Origin of the sequence: Microvirga massiliensis (genome assembly GCF_001006805.1) — a bacterium.
Classification (GTDB): domain Bacteria; phylum Pseudomonadota; class Alphaproteobacteria; order Rhizobiales; family Beijerinckiaceae; genus Microvirga; species Microvirga massiliensis.
Map to the genome: position 1 here is coordinate 38,498 of NZ_LN811350.1, position 17,270 is coordinate 55,767.

The window sequence follows — 17,270 nt, forward strand, 5'->3', positions numbered from 1 at the left end:
ACAGCATGGTGTTTGCATGAAGCGGCCTCTGATCGCTCTCACGGGAAGCACCGGATTCATCGGACAAGCCGTGCTGGCGGGCCTCTCCCGCCGCGGCATGAACGTACGGGTTCTTCTGCGGCGGCCCATGAATGTGCCCGAGGCGGCTTCGAGTGCCGTCATCGGGGACCTCGCATCTCCGCAGAACATGGCGGCTGCCCTGCGCGACGTCGATGCGGTCGTCCACTCGGCGGGAATCGCCCATGCGATGTCGGGCTTTCCGGAGGACGACTACCGGGCGATCAACACCGAAGCGACGATCGCTCTGGCCCGTGCGGCCGAGCGTGCCGGCGTGAAGCGCTTCGTCTTTCTGTCGTCGGTCCGGGCGCAATGCGGGCCGAGCGCACCCGGAACCCTCGACGAAAGCGCCAAAGCCCGCCCGGTGGATGCCTATGGCCGCTCGAAGTTCGAGGCCGAGCAGGGCCTCGCGGATCTCTCGATTGACTGGGTCGCGCTGCGGCCCGTGCTCGTCTATGGCCCCGGTGTGAAGGGCAATCTGGCCGAACTCCTGAGGATCGCGCGGACACCTTGGCCTCTGCCCCTCGGCAAGTTCTCCGGGCGTCGGTCCCTGGTATCTCTGGAGGATCTCGTCGCGGCGATTGCTCTCGTGCTCGGAACGGAGGGCCCCTTGCAGCGTCCGCTCATCGTTGCCGAGCCGGAGCCTTTGACGGTCGGCGAGATGGTCGCGGCGCTGCGGCACGGGTTCGGTCGCCGGCCAGGCCTGCTGCCGGTGCCGGAAGCTCTGATGACCGCCTTTGCTCGCCTGACAGGCCGCGGAGAGCTGATCGAAAGGCTCGCGGGCTCGCTCGTGGCGAACCCGGCCCAGCTCATGGCGCTCGGATGGCAGCCTGCTCTTGCAGCGCGGGATGGGCTCGCTCAGCTGGCGCGAGCGTCTGCATCCGGCGCCTGAAGCCCGGCACTGCCTCTTCGAATACCGCCTCCGCCCGGGCCCTGTCCTCGGCACGCACGGCCTCGTCGAGGCGGGCGAGCCAAGCCTCGAGACGTGCGCGATCAGCGAAGACCGGTTGCGCCGCCATGACGCCGTCGATGCCGATCTCGGCCATGGGCTCCTCCCGCGCGAAGAGGATCTCGTGCAGGCGCTCGCCCGGCCGCGCCCCCGTAACCATGATATCCACGTCCTCGCCGGGTTCGAAGCCCGCCAGGCGGATCATGCGCTCCGCGAGCTCGTAGATCCGGACGGGTTGTCCCATCTTGAGGACATAGACCGAAGCCCGCTCGTCGCCATTGGCCCCGTCCTTCACGGAGCGTCCCTCGCCGTCCGCATGAGAGGCCGAGGTCAGGACCAGATCTGCGGCTTCGCGAGTGGTCATGAAATAGCGGACCATCTCCGGGTGGGTCACCGTCACGGGCCCCCCGCGGGCGATCTGCGCCTTGAATTTCGGGACCACCGACCCGACCGAGCCGAGGACGTTTCCGAAACGCACGGCGATCAGGCGGGTCGCGCCGCCCTGCCCCATCGATTCCGCGTCGAGCGCCTGCGCATACATTTCGGCGAAGCGCTTCGTGACCCCGAGCATCGAGACGGGCTCGATCGCTTTGTCCGTCGAGATCATGACGAGACTGGCGGCCCCGGCGGCGACCGCCGCATCGGCGACGTTCACGGAGCCGAAGACGTTCGTCTTGATGCCCTCCGCCCAGTCCTTCTCGAGATAGGGGACGTGCTTCAGCGCCGCCGCGTGCAGGACGATGTCGGGCCTGAATTCTTGCATGATCGCATGGATGCGCTCACGGTCGCGCACGTCGGCCAGCACCCCCTCGACACGCGTTTCCCCATCGGAAATCGCGGGCGTCTCGAGGGCGTGGTGAAGGGAGGGCTCCGAACTCTCCAGGATCAGGAGATCGGAAGCCGCGAAGGCCACGGCCCGGGCGCAGATCTCGGATCCGATCGACCCGCCGCCGCCCGTCACGAGGACGCGCTTGCCGCGCACGAGATGCTCAAGGCGCTGACGGTCGATCTGAACGGTCGGGCGCAACAGGAGATCCTCGATCTCGAGCGGCGCGAGCTCCGCGTCGCGCACTCCGTCTCCCAGGCTCGTGAAGCGCGAGAGTGGCACCCCGAGACGCCGAGCCCGTGCGAGCAGCGTATCGGGATCGGCCTCCGGTGCGAGGGCACTCGGGGTCGCGACAAGGCGCCGGATCGCGATGCCGCGCTCCTGAAAATCATGAACGACCTGATCGAGATCCGTGAAGTCGCCGAGCACCGGAATGCCGCGAATCGTCTGGCCGAGATCATCGATCCGGTGCGAGAGGATCCCGTGCGGCTGGATCTTCTTGACGGTGCCGGACTCGATGGCGCGCAGCACGACCTCGATGTCGCCAGCTCTTCCGAGCAGCAGCGTCGGCGTCGTGGCATCGCGCCGGATCGTGTTCCGGGAGCGGACATATTTGAAATACCGGAACGCGAGACGCGGCCCACCCAGTGCGAACATCTGGAGGAGCCAGTAGAGGGCGATCGCGATTTTGCCGAAGAAATACGACCCGAAGAAATGCGGGGAGACCAGGATGTAGTCGATGACGAGAAGCGTCATCGCGAGCAGCGTCGCAGCCCGGAAGATGTTAAACAGATCCGGGAGCGAGGCGAAGCGCCACTTCGAGCGGTAGAGCTGGAACCAGCCGTAGACGAGCCCCGAAAAGGCCACGAAGGGGATGAGGAAGATCGGCAGATAGGCGAGCCGCTCGTCGAGGAGCGGCCCCTCGAATCGCACCACGAGCGTCGCAACGATGGCGATTGCCGTCGCGACGAGGTCATGCGCGATGATGAGCGCCTTCTTGAACTCCTGACGTTTCATGATCTCGCGGAGGCTGGACGGGGCCGCGGTATCTGCTGCGCCCGATGCTTTGTCAACGAAGCGGGCGGTATGGCTCCATCCCTGACGGTAAGCTTCGATCCGTCAGCACGTATTACGGCCACGCTTCCAGCCGAGGCCGGCGAGGATGAAGTCGGCCATGACATCGACCGGCGGATTCGGTCGCTGAGCACATTGCGCACAAAGGCCCGGATGAAAGAACCGGACGAGTGAGACGTGGGCGCAACGCGCAGCGAGCGCGACATCCGGAACGTCGAATTCCCCGGACTCGACACCCTGGGCCACCAATTCCTGGAACATGGCATAGACCCGGTCGATGTGCCGGTCGATGACGTTCCAGCTCTCCGTCATGGCGACCTCGACCATCTCGTGCATCCGCTGGTGGTCGGTATAGCGTGAAATCGTGAGACGATGGCCGGTGGCGATCAACGCACGCAGTCGCTCGGCCGCGGGACCAGGCTGTTCGACGATCGCCTCGAGAGCTGCCTCCATCTCCCCGGTGATGCGTTCGGCCACGGCTTCGTTGATGGCCTTCTTCGAGTCGAAGAACCGGTAGACATTGGCCGGACTCATCCGGAGCGCCTTGGCGATATCCGCCACGGTGGTCTTCTGGTATCCGATTTCGCGAAAATACCGCTCCGCCGTCTCGACGATACGATGGCGGGTATCCGCGTCCGATGAACGGACAGCAGCTTCTGTACTCATGTGCTGACGTTATGACGAAATTCGTCAATCGTCAAAGCATGCCTTGGAATGATGAGCGGCCAGCCGTCGACGAGCTTCACCTCGGCCTCAATCCCGAAGGCATCCGCAAGGCGTGGCGCCGTCAGCACCTCGCGCGGCGTCCCCGAGGCTTCGATCCGCCCGGATTTCAGGAGCAGCACCTCGTCGGCATAGCGTGCGGCCAGCGCGAGGTCGTGCATGATGCAGGCGATCGTGCCGCCGGCGCGCGCGCGCTCCTGGAGGACATCGAGGACGATGAGCTGATGGCGCGGGTCGAGGGCGGCGACGGGTTCGTCCGCGAGGAGGATGGCGCTTTCGGTCGCGAGCGCGCGCGCGAGGAGCGCCCGGGCCCGTTCCCCTCCCGAGAGGGATGAGGCCGGCCGGCTGGCGAGCGCCGCGAGGCCGACCGCCGCGAGGGCCGAGGAGACAGCCGATTCCCCTGGCCCGAGCCGGTCCGGCACTTCCCCGTGCGGCAGGCGCCCGAGCGCGACCACATCGCGGACCGGGATCGGCCAGGCAACCGTGCCCCCTTGGGCGAGGTAGGCAATGCGGCGCGCCCTCTCCCGCGCGGTCATGCGTTCGAGCGGCGCCCCGTCGAGCAGGATCGTCCCCCGCGTGGGCGCCTGCAGGCCCGCAAGGGTCTTGAGAAGCGTCGTCTTGCCGGCCCCGTTCGGGCCGACGATTGCCGTCAGGCGGCCGGAGCGCAGGACGGCATCGACCCCGTCCAGAACCGTCCGGTCGCCGAGCCGGACCGAGATGCCGGAGGCCTGGAGAGCGGTCATGCGGGCGCCTCGACGAGTTCGGCCTTCCGGTGGGCGATGATCCACAGGAAGAAGGGAACTCCGACGAGCGCGGTCACGACGCCGAGCTTCACTTCCACAGCGGCCGGAATCAGCCGGACTCCGATATCGGCACTGAGCAGCAGGGCCGCTCCTGCCCATCCGGCCGGAACGACGGTGCGGGACGGATCATGCCCGACCAGCGGGCGCACGAGGTGGGGCGCCACGAGACCGACGAAGCCGACCGCCCCTGCGACCGCAACGGAAGCTCCCGTCGCGACCGCGGCCGCGGCGACGATCGCCAGCCGCAGGCGGCCGATTCCGATCCCGAGGCTCTGCGCCGTCTCCTCACCGAGAGCGAGCGCCCTCAGGCCCTTGCTGCTCCACAACAGGGCCGCCGAGGTGACGATCGCAAACGGGAGAAGGAGAAGTACATGTCTGATCGAGCGGTCCTCGAGCGAGCCCAGGAGCCAGAACACGATCTCCGTCACGGCGAAAGGATTGGGCGAAAGATTGATGGCGAGTGACGTTCCGGCACTCGCGAGGCTCGCGACGGCGAGTCCCGACAGCACGAGCACGACGACCGTCGCGTTGCGCCCGGCGACCGCGAGCACGAGACCGATCGAGATCACCGCTCCCGCAATCGCCGCGAAGGGCAGCGCAAAGGACAGGGCGCCCGCCCAGCCCGAATAGAGGACGACGACGGCCCCGAAGGCCGCAGCCTGCGGAGCCCCGAAGACGCTCGGATCGGCGAGAGGATTGCGCAGCAAGCCTTGAAGAGCCGCGCCGGACAAACCGAGGAGCCAGCCGATCAGGATGGCGAGGACGGTCCGGGGCAAGCGGATCTCACGCACGATGGTGCTAGCGGGACCAAGATCGGTCACGAGTGCCCACGCGGCCTGCACGGGGGACAGAGGCGCTGGGCCGACTGCGAGCGAGACGAGGGCGAGCGCGATGACGAGTGCCGCGAGAGCGGCGGTCAAATGGCTCGCAGCACGGACGCGAACTGACCTGATCGGGAGGAGCGGTGTTCTGTCCTGGTGAACGTGCAAGAGATCCAAAATCCCAACGCCGCGCCGCCACCCTCACCCGGCTGCGCACCGCTGCCGCTTTACCTCTCCCCGGAGGGAGAGGTCGCGCACGAAGTGCGCGGGTGAGGAGGGAACCACGGCCTTATGCTGATCGCGCGCCCTATATCACGCCTCTTGAACGGTCGCCTACTCTGCGGCGATCGCGTAGGGCTGCGCTGGAACAGGGTGCAGCACGCTGACTTCAGCCTCCGGCACCGAGTCGGGCACGTCGTCGAGCGTGCGCCGGAACCACAATGCGTAGAGCGCCGGCAGGAAGAGCAGCGTCAGGAAGGTCGCGACGAACAGGCCACCCATGATCGTGTAGGCCATGGGTCCCCAGAAGGCTGACCTCGAGAGCGGGATCATGGCAAGGATCGCGGCGAGAGCCGTCAGCACCACGGGCCTTGCGCGGCGCACGGTCGCCTCAATGATCGCTTCGCGCCGGCTGAGCCCCGTCGTGACGTCGTGCTCGATCTGGTCCACGAGAATCACGGTGTTGCGCATGATCATGCCCGCCAGCGCGATGAGCCCGAGGAGAGCCACGAAGCCGAAGGGCTTGCTGGCGAGATTCAGGGCAAGCGAGGCGCCGATGATGCCGAGCGGCGCGGTCAGGAAGACGAGAGCCAGCCGCGAGAAGCTCTGGAGTTGGATCATCAGCAGCGTCAGCATCGCGGCGAGCATGACGGGAAAGAGCACGTAGATCGAAGCGTTCGCCTTCTCGGATTCCTCGACAGCGCCACCGATCTCGAGCCGGTAGCCGGCCGGGAGTTTGTCGCGGATAGTCTGGAGATTCGGCCAGATCGCGGCTGTGACGTCCGGCGGCTGAACGCCGTCGATCACGTCGGCGCGGACCGTGATGGACATGTCCCGGTTGCGGCGCCAGAGGATCGGCTCTTCGTGTGTGTATTCGATATGCCCGACTTGGGCGAGGGGAACGGGAATCCCGTTGCGCGACACGATCGTGAGATCGCCGATCCGGCCGAGATCGAGCCGCTCCGACGGAACCGCGCGCGCAATCACCTCGACGCGCTCCGTGCTCTGCCGCACGGTGGTGACCGGGACGCCGGAGAGCAGCGTCTGCAGCGTCTGCGAGACGGTCTGCGGATCGAGCCCGAGAACGCGCGCCCGCTCCTGATCGACGACGATGCGCACGGCCGGACTCATCTCGTTCCAGTCGAGATGCGGGTCGACGACCTGAGCATTCCGGCGCATGACGTCGCGGACGTCCGATGCGATCTCGCGAACCTTCATGGGATCGGGTCCGACGACGCGGAATTGCACGGGGAAGCCGACCGGAGGTCCGAAATTGAAACGGTCGACGCGCACGCGCGCCTCCGAGAGCGTGCCCTCGGCGACGGCGCGCTCCAGCCGGGCCTTGATGCGCTCCCGAGCGTCGACATCCTTCGCCACGATGACGATCTCGGCAAACGACGTATTGGGCAGTTGCGGGTTAAGGCCGAGCCAGAAGCGGGGCGATCCCTGTCCGACATAGGTCGTGTAGGTCGCGATGTCCTCGTCACCGGCGAGCAGCGCTTCTGCCGTCTCCGCGGTGCGCCGCGTTGCTCCGATCGCGCTTCCTTCGGGAAGCCTCACCTGCAGGAACAGTTCCGGACGCTCGGAGAGCGGGAAGAACTGCTGCTGCACGTGGCCGAACGCCACGATGGCCGTAATGAAGACGACGAGCGTCGTCACGACCGTCAGGCCACGGCGGCGGACGCAGGCCTGCACGACACGGCGCAACGCGCGATAGATCCGTGTCTCGTAGATCGCATGCGGATCGGCATGCCCCTTGGCGAGGGACGCCGGCAGCAGCTTCACGCCGAGATAAGGAGTGAAGATCACCGCCACGAACCAGGACGCCACGAGAGAGATCGCCACGACCCAGAAGATGCCGCCGGCATATTCGCCGACGGCGGAGTTCGCGAAGCCGATCGGCAGGAATCCCGCAGCCGTGACGAGCGTGCCGGTGAGCATCGGGAAGGCGGTCGACGTCCATGCAAAGCCGGCTGCGCTGATGCGGTCCCAGCCCTGCTCCATCTTCACGGTCATCATCTCGACCGCGATGATCGCATCGTCGACGAGGAGCCCGAGGGCGATGATCAGCGCACCGAGCGTGATCCGGTGCAGGTCCATGCCGAGCACCATCATCACCACGAAGGTGATGGCGAGGACGAGAGGGACGGAGAGCGCGACGACGATGCCGGTGCGCCACCCGAGCGACAGAAAGCTGACGAACAGCACGATCAGCAGTGCCTCGACGAAGGAGCGCTCGAACTCTCCGATCGCGTGCTCCACGACCTGCGGCTGATCCGCGACCTGCTCGATCTCGAACCCGACCGGTACCTGAGCCATGAAGGCATTGGTCTCGGCCTGCACGGCTTCGCCGAAGGTCAGGATGTTCGCGCCCTTCGCCATCACGATGCCGATTCCGAGCGCCGGCGTGCCACGCTGCCGCACAAGGAAATCGGGCGGGTCCTCGAATCCGTGGCTGACGGTGGCGATATCGCCCAACCTGAAGACGCGCCCGTCTGCTTCGACCGGCGTTTCGGCGACAGCTTTCGCGCCTTCGAGGGCACCAGTCACGCGCACTGCGATCCGCTGAGCCGCGCTCTCGACGGTGCCCGCCGGCGTGACGGCGTTCTGCCGGGCGAGCGAGTCGAAGATCGCCTGCGGCGAGAGGCCGAGCGTCGCGAGCTTCGCATGGCTGAACTCGACGTGGATGCGCTCATCCTGCACGCCGTAGATGTTCACCTTCACGACGGAGGGAATCTTGAGGAGATGCTGCCGGAGGGCTTCCGCAATCGTCTTGAGCTGCGCGTAGTCGGCGCCCGTACCGGTGAGCATGTAGAGGACGGAATCCACGTCCCCGTATTCGTCGTTGACGTTCGGCCCGATCAATCCGCTCGGCAATTCGCTATGCAGATCATCGAGTTTCTTCCGCAGCTGGTAGAAGAGTTCGGGCACCTGCTTCGCTGGCGTGTTGTCGCGCAAAGACACCTGCATGGCCGTGAAGGCGGGCTTTGTGTAGGTCTGCACCTTGTCGAAGAACGGCAGCTCCTGGAGCTTCTTCTCGATGCGGTCAGAGACCTGATTCTGCATCTCTTCCGCAGTGGCGCCGGGCCAGAACGCCGTGACGACCGCGACCTTGATCGTGAAGTTCGGATCCTCCGCGCGACCGAGCCGCCCGAACGACAGGGCTCCGCCGACGCCGAGCGCCAGGATCATGAAGAGAACGAGCGCGGGATGAGCAACTGCCCAGGCCGAGAGATTGAATTTCTTCACGGCCGCCTCCTCGGAATGTGAGTGGGACGAGAACAAGGGCAGGGTTGAGTGACCGCCCGGGCCGCGAGGTTGGCGTTCCTCGCAGCGGCTTCTTTAGAATGTCAGCGAATTCACGACCCGCACCCGCTGGCCGGGATCGAGTTTCTGAACTCCCATGGCGACCACCTGATCGCCATCGCGCACGCCGGCCGTGACGAGAACCGCATCGGCCTCGTAGGAGCGCACGGTGACCGGACGCAGCGCCAAGCGTCCGTCCAGGTCGACCGTCCAGAGCGAAGGCCCATTGCCGGCATCGTAGAGAGACGAAAGAGGCAGCCGCGCTACGTTCGAGGATCGAGGCGACTCGATCGTCAGTGTCGCGGTCATCCCGAGCTGTACCTCAGGTCCTGCGTCCGGAATGCTGAACCGGGCGAGATAGGTTCTCGTCACCGGGTCGGCCGCCGGTGAGAGCTCGCGCAGCGTGGTCCGATAGACACGGCCGGCGTTCGACCAAAGCGATAGCGTCGCGTCGCCCTGGCTGAGCACGGCGACCTGTGCTTCGGGAAGCGCCACGACGGCTTCTTTCTCGTCATGGGCGATCCGGAATGCGGGCTGCCCCGACGCCAGAACCTGGCCTGGTTCGACATGGACTGCAGTGACGACTCCGTTCGAATCGGAGTTCAGGACGGCATAGGAGAGCGCATTGTCGGCGAGCGACAAGGCCTTTTCCGCCCGTGCCATCCGGCCTCGGGCTTCCTCCTCCGCAGCCGTCTGCTTCTCGAGGAGGGAGGCCGTGGACCAGCCGTCTTGGCGCAAGGTGCGGATCCGCTGAAGCTCCGCCCGAGCCTGGGTCAGGGCTGCCGAAGCGGCCCTGAGCTCGGCATCGGCCTGCTCGCGCTGCAAACGAAGATCCGACTCGTCGAGGCGGGCGAGCGGCGTGCCGGCGCGAATGCGGTCACCGACATCGACCAAACGCTCAGCAACCTTGCCGGCGACGCGGAAGCCAAGATCGGTTTCGATGCGGGCCCGCACCGTGGCGACGAAGGATCGGGTCGGAGTCTCCGGCGCGAATCGCACCTCGGTCACGAGCACCGGCCGGGCTGCGCGGGCGGGTGTCGCGGGCGCCTCCTGGCAGGCCGTCAGAGCGAACAGGATGATCGCGAGAGCAGAGAAAGCAGACTTCATCGCATGGCTCCCTGGTGCCGGACCGGCCCCGAGCCACAGCCTGCGGAGGGACCAGCGCCGCCCGGCCGAAACCGGTCCAGCCGGACGATTTAAGAATGATGACTGACGAATGTCAATTTTCGTCAGCAAGCATTTTTCAGGGTTCAGGCAGCGATGTGCGACGGCACACGCGACCGGGTGCGCCTGCCGCCGTGCTGCCGGGCCAGGAGCCGTGGCTTGTCGCGAAGGCTGTGATAGGGACGGGCCCGCAACCGACGACTGCCATGAACCCGATTTTCGCCGAACTCCCGACCACCATCTTCGAAGTCATGTCCCGCCACGCACGGGACACCGGCGCCGTCAATCTCGGCCAAGGTTTTCCGGATGATCCGGGGCCCGAGGACGTCCGCCGCAAGGCGGCCGAGGCCGTGATTGAGGGCTGGAACCAGTATCCGCCGATGATGGGCCTGCCCGAACTCCGCCATGCGGTCTCAGAGCATTACCGCCATTGGCAGGCCCTCGACTTCGACCCCGAGGCCGAGGTGATGATCACCTCCGGTGCGACCGAGGCCCTCGCGGGAGCTCTTCTGGCGTTGATCGAGCCGGGTGACGAGATCGTGCTCTTCGAGCCGATGTACGATGCCTATTTGCCACTGGTGCGCCGGGCCGGGGGCATCCCGCGTTTCGTCACTCTGAAGCCCCCGCGCTTCGCGCTCACCGAGGAGGCGCTCGCGCAGGCCTTCGGCCCTCGTACGCGCGCCGTTCTCTTCAACAATCCCCTCAACCCGGCGGCCACATTGTTCTCCCCGGAGGATCTCGATCTTCTCGCCTCTTTCTGTCGGCGCTTCGATGCGATCGCCATCTGCGACGAGGTCTGGGAGCACGTTGTCTTCGACGGCCGCCGGCACCAGCCGCTCATGAGTTGCGAGGGCATGTGGGAGCGGACAATCAAGATCGGCTCGGCCGGCAAGATCTTCAATCTCACGGGCTGGAAAGTCGGCTTCGTCTGTGCGGCGCCGGCCATCATGCGCGTCCTCGCGAAGGCCCACCAGTTCCTGACCTTCACGACACCTCCCAACCTGCAGGCTGCGGTCGCATACGGCCTCATGAAAGAGGATGGTTACTTCGAGAGCCTGCGTCGCGACCTCGCCCGCAGCCGGGACCGGTTCACGACCGGCCTGACGGATCTCGGCTTCGACGTCATCCCGAGCGAGGGAACGTATTTCCTGAACATCGACATCGCGCGCTTCGGCGACGCGGACGATGTCGCGTTCTGCCGCCGCCTCGTCCTCGAGCACGGGGTTGCCGCCATTCCGGTATCGGCCTTCTACGCGGAGGGCGCTGTCAAGAACGTCGTGCGCTTCTGTTTCGCAAAACGCGACGAGACGCTCGATGCGGCGCTCGAGCGCCTGTCGGGCGTCGTGCGGCAGGCTGCCTGAAGTTTCCGCTCCGGGAGGTGTCGGCGCACGGCCGGCCTGAAGCGGGCCGGCCCGTCCGAGGTCCAACGGACTTTCTGCCCAACGGGCCCTTCCACAGGCTCCGGATCATCAGATGCAATTGTATCCCGGGCAGGATGCGGCTAGCGTTCGCCGGCCCGCTCTGACGGGCTGCTCGAATTCTCCTACGGAGTGCCTGCCCACGATGATCCGCCCTATTCTCGCAGCCGTCGTTCTTGCCGTCTCGACGATTGCCGCACCTGCCCAGGAGCGGGTGGTGAACGTCTATAACTGGTCGGACTACATCGATCCGAAGATGCTCGAGGAATTCACTCAGCAGACAGGGATCAAGGTCGTCTACGATACTTACGACAACAACGAGATCGTCGAGACGAAGCTTCTCGCGGGCAGATCCGGTTATGACCTGGTGGTGCCGTCGGGACCGTTCCTGCAGCGCCTCATCAAGGCGAAGATCTTCCGCCCCCTCGACAAGGAAAAGCTTCCCAACATCGGGAATCTCTGGCCCGAGATCATGCAGCGTCTGGCCGTCTTCGATCCCGGGAACCAGCATGCCATCGACTACATGTGGGGAACCACGGGACTCGGCATCAACGTCAAGAAGGTCCGCGAGCGCCTCGGGGATATCCCGCTCAACACGTGGGATCTCCTGATGAAGCCGGAGCTGTCGTCCAAGCTCAAGGATTGCGGCATCTACGTGCTGGATTCGCCCGAGGATCTCTTTCCGGGAATTCTCTCCTATCTCGGACTCAACCCGGACTCCAAGCGCGAGGAGGATCTGAAGCGCGCCGGTGATGCCTTGTTCCGCATCCGCGGCAACGTGCAGAAGTTCCACTCGTCCGAATACATCAACGCTCTCGCAAACGGCGATATCTGCCTCGCCGTCGGCTATTCGGGAGACGTCCTGCAGGCGCGCTCGCGGGCCGAGGAGGCGAAGAACGGACAGGAGATCACGTACGTCATTCCGCGCGAAGGCGCCCTGATGTGGTTCGACGCTTTCGCGATCCCGGCCGATGCCAAGAACATCGACGAGGCGCATGAATTCCTGAACTTCATGATGCGTCCGGAAGTTGCCGCGGCGAACACGAATTTCGTGTCCTATGCGTCCGGCAATCTTGCCGCAAAGCCCTTGGTCGACCCGGAGATTCTGAACAATCCCGGCGTATATCCCGACGAAGAGACGTTCAAGCGCCTCTTCACCAACACAGCCTATGACAACCGCACGCAGCGCACGGTGACGAGGCTGTGGACGCGAGTGAAGACCGGGCGGTGACGATGACGCGCCGCATGCGGATCGCGATGCTCTGTGCCGCCCTCATGGCTTCGGTCCCGGCGGCGGCACAGCAGCCGCCGCGCCCCCCCTCGATCAGCGTCACGGGCTCCGGCGAGGCCGAGTTGAAGCCCGATTTCGCGCGGATCTTCGTGACCGTCGGAACACAGGCGGACACGATCGCCCAAGCGGTCGATCTGAATCGTGCGGCCACTGAACGGGCGCTCGCCCGCCTCGAGGGGATTGGGATCAAGCGGGATGACATCGCAACTGCCGGATTCCAGGTCTTCCAGACGCCTCAACCGCAAGGCCCCGACGGGCGCGAGCAGAAGGTGCCGCGCTTCAGCGTCGATCACCGCATCCGCGTGAAGACCCGCGATGTGGCGGGCGTCGGCAAGCTCGCGGGCGAGGTGCTCGCGGCCGGCGACGTGACCTTCCAATCGATCAGCTTCGGACTGGACCGTCAGGACGAGGGCGGAGATGTCGCAAGACGTGCGGCCGTTCGCGATGCCAAGCGGCAGGCCGAGGTCTTTGCCGAAGCCGCGGGGGTCAAGCTCGGACGGCTGATCGAGATCCGTGACGGGGCCGCGCACCCGCTCCCGGAATCGGACATGCCGATGATGCGCATGCGCGCCGTGGCGGCGGAGGCGGTCCCCCTCGTGCCGCCAGCCACCCTGCGTTTCAATGCGAGCGTGCAACTCGTCTATGAGATCGCGCCCTGACGGGCGCGCCCTTTCGAACCGTCGCGCATTCGGGGCGCAAGCTCGAGGCCCCCGAACGATGCAGCCACGCTGTCCGTTCGCCGCGATTCTTCGTTTGCGGTCCACGCGCTTCGCAAGCTGTATCGTGGATGCGAGTCCGGCGTGCCATCTTGCCGCGCCTGCCGATCCACGGCACATCCGAGCGCTGAAGCCTGAACGGGACGATATCCCGCCCTGTCTCCAGGCCCGGGCGGGCCGCTTACCACGGACGGCTAGATATACCTCGTTCGAGGGATTACGCTCCCTCCAATACAGAATTGCTCCTGCTGGTCAGCGGCTTACGATTGCCCGGTTCCGATGCCCGGCTCCATGGAGCCCATCGGGTGCCCGTGCGCAAAACCTGTCAAACGCACGGGCGCAGAGGCTTACTGGGAGATGATTTCATGTCGGAGCGGATCCGCCCTCTTGCTGCACGGTCTGGCCCTATCGCGCGAAGGGTGCGTGATGCGATCGTCCGGATCTCTGCGACGGCCATTCTGGTCTCGGCGACCCTTGCTGCCGGTCTATTACCCGTCTCCGCGCAGAATCCCACGCCACGGTCGACGCCGAATTCCGCGAGCATCAATGCCGGAACGGTCGGCGTGATCTCGGGTGGAGCCGACGGCACATACATCCGCATCGCCGCCGATCTCGCCAACGTTCTGGATGGCGAGGATTTGCGAATCATTCCGATGATCGGCCGCGGCTCGCTGCAGAATCTGCGCGACATCATGTTCCTGCGCGGCGTTGATATCGGCATCGTTCAGATGGATGCCCGCGCGAGCCTGAAGGCTGAGAATCTCCACAACGCAGCGGCCGATCGGCTCCGCTACATCACGCGTCTCTACAACGAAGAGGTCCATATCCTGGCCAGCCAGTCGATCACGGATATCCGCCAGCTCGATGGGAAGAAGGTCAATATCGACAAGGACGGCAGCGGCACCAACCTGACCGCACGCCTCATCTTCAAGGCTCTCGGGATCAATCCCGAATTCACGACGCACGATCAGGCCTCTTCCTATGCACAACTTCGCTCGGGAGAGATCGACGCTGCCGTGTACGTGGCCGGACGTCCCGTGCGCGCGATTTCGGAATTCCAGGGAGACGGTCGCTTCCACCTGCTCGGAATCCCGTTCGAGGGCGAGCTCGCCGAAGCCTATTTCCCGGCCCGCTTCGAAAACTCCGACTACCCGAGCCTCATCGAGCCTGGGCAGCCCGTGGATACGCTGGCGGTCGGCAGCATCCTGGCCGTATTCAACTGGCCGGAAAAGACCGAACGCTACAAGAAGGTCGAGCGGTTCGTGAACGCGTTCTTTTCGAGGTTCGAAGAGTTCCAACAGCCGGGCCGGCATAAGAAGTGGCAGGAAGTCAATCTTGCTGCCGAAGTGCCCGGCTGGGAGCGTCTGAAGGTGGCGCAGAAGTGGCTCGATCAGCATGCGGCCCAAACGTCTCGCGCCGCTGCCGCCGGCGCACCATCAGCGGAGCCCCGCTGGATGTCCGGCGAAGCCGCGCAACGCGAGCGCATGTTCAATGAATTCCTCACCTGGCAAAGGCAGCAGTAGAGAGCCGATCTGACGCGTAGCTGCGGGGCGCCCGGCCCAGTGGGGCTCGCCCCGGAAGGAGCAGACGCGGACACAGTGACAAAGACGGTTCCCGCCGAGGGAACCGTCCCCGGCCCGGTAGAATCGCCACGAGGTGCACCGGCCGCGACAGAGGGAGGTCCGATATGAATGGACCGTATTGCCAGAGATTCCCATTTCCGCAGCCGGCGCTTCTGGCTCGCTCCCGGTCGACGCGGGGGCGCAGTGCGAGAGTCGGCCTTCTGCTCGCAAGCGCGTCCTGGCTCCTGCTCGCCACGACGATGACGGGGAGCGCTGCGGATACCCCGCCGGCCCCCATGCAAGCCGACAGCCCCAATGTCGCGCTGCCGCCCGACACGGATGATCAAAAGGATCTCACGGCACTGCTGTCGTCTCTGATGCAGGAGGCAGAGAGCCGGCAGCTCGCCGGAAAGCTCAAGCAGCTCATCGACCGCGGTGACGTGAAGTCCGCGGAGCTGCTGCTTTCAGGCGCCATCGAGCAGGGCACCTTCGCCGCGCTTCTCATCGACCGCATCCACGATCCTGGACTGATTTCCTTCCTGCGCGACCAGAAGCTTCCCGCCACAAGCGAGACGGAGCAGCCCGCAATGAGCGGCCCGGATACGGCCGCGGTCGAGGAATTGCGGAAAGGGTTGGAGCAAGAGCGGACGCGAGCCGAACAGGCCTCGCGTGAGCTTGACACCCTTCGGAGCAAGGCGGAACAGGACCTTGCCGCTGCACGGGAGAGTGCGGCGCGCGATCTTGCAGCAGCTCGCGAAGAGGCCGCCCGTGACCGCGCAGCGCTCGAGCAGAAGAGCGCTCAGGAAATCGCGTCGCTCAAAGAGGCTGCATCCCGCGAGGCTGCATCGGCCGCGGAGGCCATGCAGAAGCTCGCGGCGCTCAAGGAGAGTGCCGCCCGAGAGCTCACAACCGTAAAGGAGAATGCGGCACGGGACATCACCGCTGCTCGCGAAGCTGCGCGGGAACGCAGCGAGAATTCCGCCCGAGAGTTCGCAGCCGTCAAGGAGAACGCCGCGCGGGAAATTGCTGCCGCGAAGGAGAACGCGGCGCGTGAGATCGCGGCCGTACGCGAAACTGCGGCGCGCGAGCGCCAGGCGGCCGAAGAAAAGGCTGCGGCCGAAGTCGCGTCCCTCAAGGAAAAGGCCGTCCGGGACATCGCGGTTGCTGCCGAGACAGAGCGCGAATTCGACGACTACAAGCAGAAAGCGGCCCAGGAGCTCGCCGCCGCGAAGGAAGACGCGGCGCGCGAGATCGCAGAGGCTCGCGCAGCCGTAGAACGCGGCCGCAGTGATGATGCCGCGCAGGAGATCGCCGCCATCAAGGCGAATGCGACGCGCGATGTTGCGGCCGCGCGCGAGGCGGCCGCACGCGAGCGCGACGAGCAGATTGCCCGGGAGGTCGATAAGGTCAGGCGGGACGCTGCGCAGCAGGTCGCATCCATCAAGGACAATGCAGCGCGCGAGATGGCCGCTCGTGAGGCAGCGCTCCAGGAAAAAGCCGAGAATGCCGCGCGCGAGCTCGACTCCATCAAGGAGAAAGCTGCCCGGGAGCTTGCGGCTGCCAAGGAGAGCGCAGCCCGCGAGATCGCGGCGGCACGGGCAGCTCTGGATGGCGAGCGCACGGCCATTCAGGAGAACGCCACCCGGGAGGTTGCATCCGTGCGTGAGGAGGCTGCGCGCAAGGTAGCGGCAGCCGCCGAGGCCGCGCGCGAATACGCAGCCCTGCAGGAGAAGATGCACGCGCCGGCGTCTCGCCGTCCGATTGGGCAGATCTTCCCGCTCGCGTGGTATGGGCCAAGCGACTCGGCCTTTGTCGAGACAGTCCGTAACACCGCTGATCCGGCACCGGGCAACCAGAGCGGACAGCGCGAAGCGCAGCCTCAGACCCGGTCGATGCTATTCCTCGCCGGCGCAGCCGGAGAGACGGGTAGCGGGGCCCAGCCGGCGGCGCGAAATCAGGCGTCCGCTGAGCCAACCCCGAATCCCCCAGTCAGTGCTGCTCAGGCGCCTGTTGCGCCCAACGCCGATCGGGCACGTTCCGCACCTCCGCCTCCACCATCCGCTGAGGAGCGCATCTTCGCGCGCGTCGCGGAACTCCTGCGCACCGGCGACATCAGCGGAGCGCGCCTGCTGCTGGAGCACGCCATGCAATCGGGCAGCGCCCGGGCCATTTTCGGCTTGGCCGAGACATACGATCCTGAAGTGCTGTCCCGCCTCGGCGTGCTTGGAATTCGCGGGGACCCGGCGCGGGCTCGCGAGCTCTATGCCAGAGCCCGGGCGGCAGGCTACCAGCAGGCGCAAGGGCCGGTCGGCGCCACGAGGTGAGCGTCAGCCGTTTTCGC

The 17,270-nt window shown here is 65.9% G+C and carries 12 protein-coding genes; 6 read left to right on the top strand and 6 right to left on the bottom strand.

Annotated features, from left to right (window positions below):
* Positions 1-16 precede the first annotated feature (16 nt).
* Positions 17-949, top strand: coding sequence for an NAD-dependent epimerase/dehydratase family protein (locus BN1233_RS00165; protein WP_046861523.1), 933 nt, complete (start codon positions 17-19; stop codon positions 947-949).
* Here the strand turns inward: BN1233_RS00165 and BN1233_RS00170 are convergent.
* From BN1233_RS00170 to BN1233_RS00195, 6 genes are all read right to left on the bottom strand, one after another.
* Positions 867-2,849 (bottom strand): SDR family NAD(P)-dependent oxidoreductase, encoded by a 1,983-nt coding sequence (locus BN1233_RS00170; RefSeq protein WP_046861524.1) that lies wholly within the window; start codon positions 2,847-2,849, stop codon positions 867-869. The genes BN1233_RS00165 and BN1233_RS00170 overlap by 83 nt on opposite strands.
* A gap of 102 nt (positions 2,850-2,951) precedes the next feature.
* Positions 2,952-3,572, bottom strand: coding sequence for a TetR/AcrR family transcriptional regulator (locus BN1233_RS00175; RefSeq protein ID WP_046861525.1), 621 nt, complete (start codon positions 3,570-3,572; stop codon positions 2,952-2,954).
* Positions 3,569-4,372 carry an ABC transporter ATP-binding protein gene (locus tag BN1233_RS00180; protein WP_046861526.1) on the bottom strand — a complete coding sequence of 268 codons (804 nt, stop codon included), beginning with the start codon at positions 4,370-4,372 and terminating at the stop codon, positions 3,569-3,571. Before BN1233_RS00180 ends, BN1233_RS00175 begins: the two co-directional genes overlap by 4 nt.
* The gene (locus tag BN1233_RS00185; RefSeq protein ID WP_244470880.1) at positions 4,369-5,352 is read right to left on the bottom strand and encodes a FecCD family ABC transporter permease; all 984 of its coding nucleotides are present in this window, start codon (positions 5,350-5,352) and stop codon (positions 4,369-4,371) included. The genes BN1233_RS00180 and BN1233_RS00185 overlap by 4 nt, the downstream gene beginning before the upstream one ends.
* Positions 5,353-5,586: 234 nt before the next feature.
* The gene (locus tag BN1233_RS00190; protein WP_046861527.1) at positions 5,587-8,721 is read right to left on the bottom strand and encodes an efflux RND transporter permease subunit; all 3,135 of its coding nucleotides are present in this window, start codon (positions 8,719-8,721) and stop codon (positions 5,587-5,589) included.
* A 93-nt stretch (positions 8,722-8,814) separates the two neighbouring features.
* Positions 8,815-9,885: an efflux RND transporter periplasmic adaptor subunit gene (locus BN1233_RS00195; protein WP_046861528.1), complete on the bottom strand. Its 1,071-nt coding sequence runs from the start codon at positions 9,883-9,885 to the stop codon at positions 8,815-8,817.
* A gap of 263 nt (positions 9,886-10,148) precedes the next feature.
* On the opposite strand from BN1233_RS00195, the gene BN1233_RS00200 reads away from it, so the two are divergent.
* From BN1233_RS00200 to BN1233_RS42515, 5 genes are all read left to right on the top strand, one after another.
* The gene (locus BN1233_RS00200) at positions 10,149-11,303 is read left to right on the top strand and encodes an aminotransferase (protein ID WP_046861529.1); all 1,155 of its coding nucleotides are present in this window, start codon (positions 10,149-10,151) and stop codon (positions 11,301-11,303) included.
* Between the two features lie 202 nt (positions 11,304-11,505).
* A complete protein-coding gene (locus BN1233_RS00205; RefSeq protein WP_046861530.1) occupies positions 11,506-12,591 on the top strand; it encodes a polyamine ABC transporter substrate-binding protein in 1,086 nt (361 codons plus the stop codon).
* A gap of 2 nt (positions 12,592-12,593) precedes the next feature.
* Positions 12,594-13,310 (top strand): SIMPL domain-containing protein, encoded by a 717-nt coding sequence (locus BN1233_RS00210; RefSeq protein WP_046861531.1) that lies wholly within the window; start codon positions 12,594-12,596, stop codon positions 13,308-13,310.
* A 422-nt stretch (positions 13,311-13,732) separates the two neighbouring features.
* Positions 13,733-14,890 carry a TAXI family TRAP transporter solute-binding subunit gene (locus BN1233_RS00215; protein ID WP_063776694.1) on the top strand — a complete coding sequence of 386 codons (1,158 nt, stop codon included), beginning with the start codon at positions 13,733-13,735 and terminating at the stop codon, positions 14,888-14,890.
* 164 nt (positions 14,891-15,054) lie between these two features.
* On the top strand, positions 15,055-17,253 hold the full coding sequence (locus tag BN1233_RS42515) for a coiled-coil domain-containing protein (protein ID WP_048709010.1): 2,199 nt from the start codon (positions 15,055-15,057) through the stop codon (positions 17,251-17,253).
* The last annotated feature ends 17 nt before the right edge of the window (positions 17,254-17,270 follow it).

Excerpts from the sequence above, each read along its gene's own strand:
- BN1233_RS00195 (WP_046861528.1), bottom strand. The coding sequence starts at position 9,885 with ATGAAGTCTGCTTTCTCTGCTCTCGCGATCATCCTGTTCGCTCTGACG.
- BN1233_RS00210 (WP_046861531.1), top strand. The coding sequence starts at position 12,594 with ATGACGCGCCGCATGCGGATCGCGATGCTCTGTGCCGCCCTCATGGCT.
- BN1233_RS42515 (WP_048709010.1), top strand. The coding sequence starts at position 15,055 with ATGAATGGACCGTATTGCCAGAGATTCCCATTTCCGCAGCCGGCGCTT.
- BN1233_RS00170 (WP_046861524.1), bottom strand. The coding sequence starts at position 2,849 with ATGAAACGTCAGGAGTTCAAGAAGGCGCTCATCATCGCGCATGACCTC.
- BN1233_RS00180 (WP_046861526.1), bottom strand. The coding sequence starts at position 4,372 with ATGACCGCTCTCCAGGCCTCCGGCATCTCGGTCCGGCTCGGCGACCGG.
- BN1233_RS00165 (WP_046861523.1), top strand. The coding sequence starts at position 17 with ATGAAGCGGCCTCTGATCGCTCTCACGGGAAGCACCGGATTCATCGGA.
- BN1233_RS00205 (WP_046861530.1), top strand. The coding sequence starts at position 11,506 with ATGATCCGCCCTATTCTCGCAGCCGTCGTTCTTGCCGTCTCGACGATT.
- BN1233_RS00175 (WP_046861525.1), bottom strand. The coding sequence starts at position 3,572 with ATGAGTACAGAAGCTGCTGTCCGTTCATCGGACGCGGATACCCGCCAT.
- BN1233_RS00215 (WP_063776694.1), top strand. The coding sequence starts at position 13,733 with ATGTCGGAGCGGATCCGCCCTCTTGCTGCACGGTCTGGCCCTATCGCG.
- BN1233_RS00200 (WP_046861529.1), top strand. The coding sequence starts at position 10,149 with ATGAACCCGATTTTCGCCGAACTCCCGACCACCATCTTCGAAGTCATG.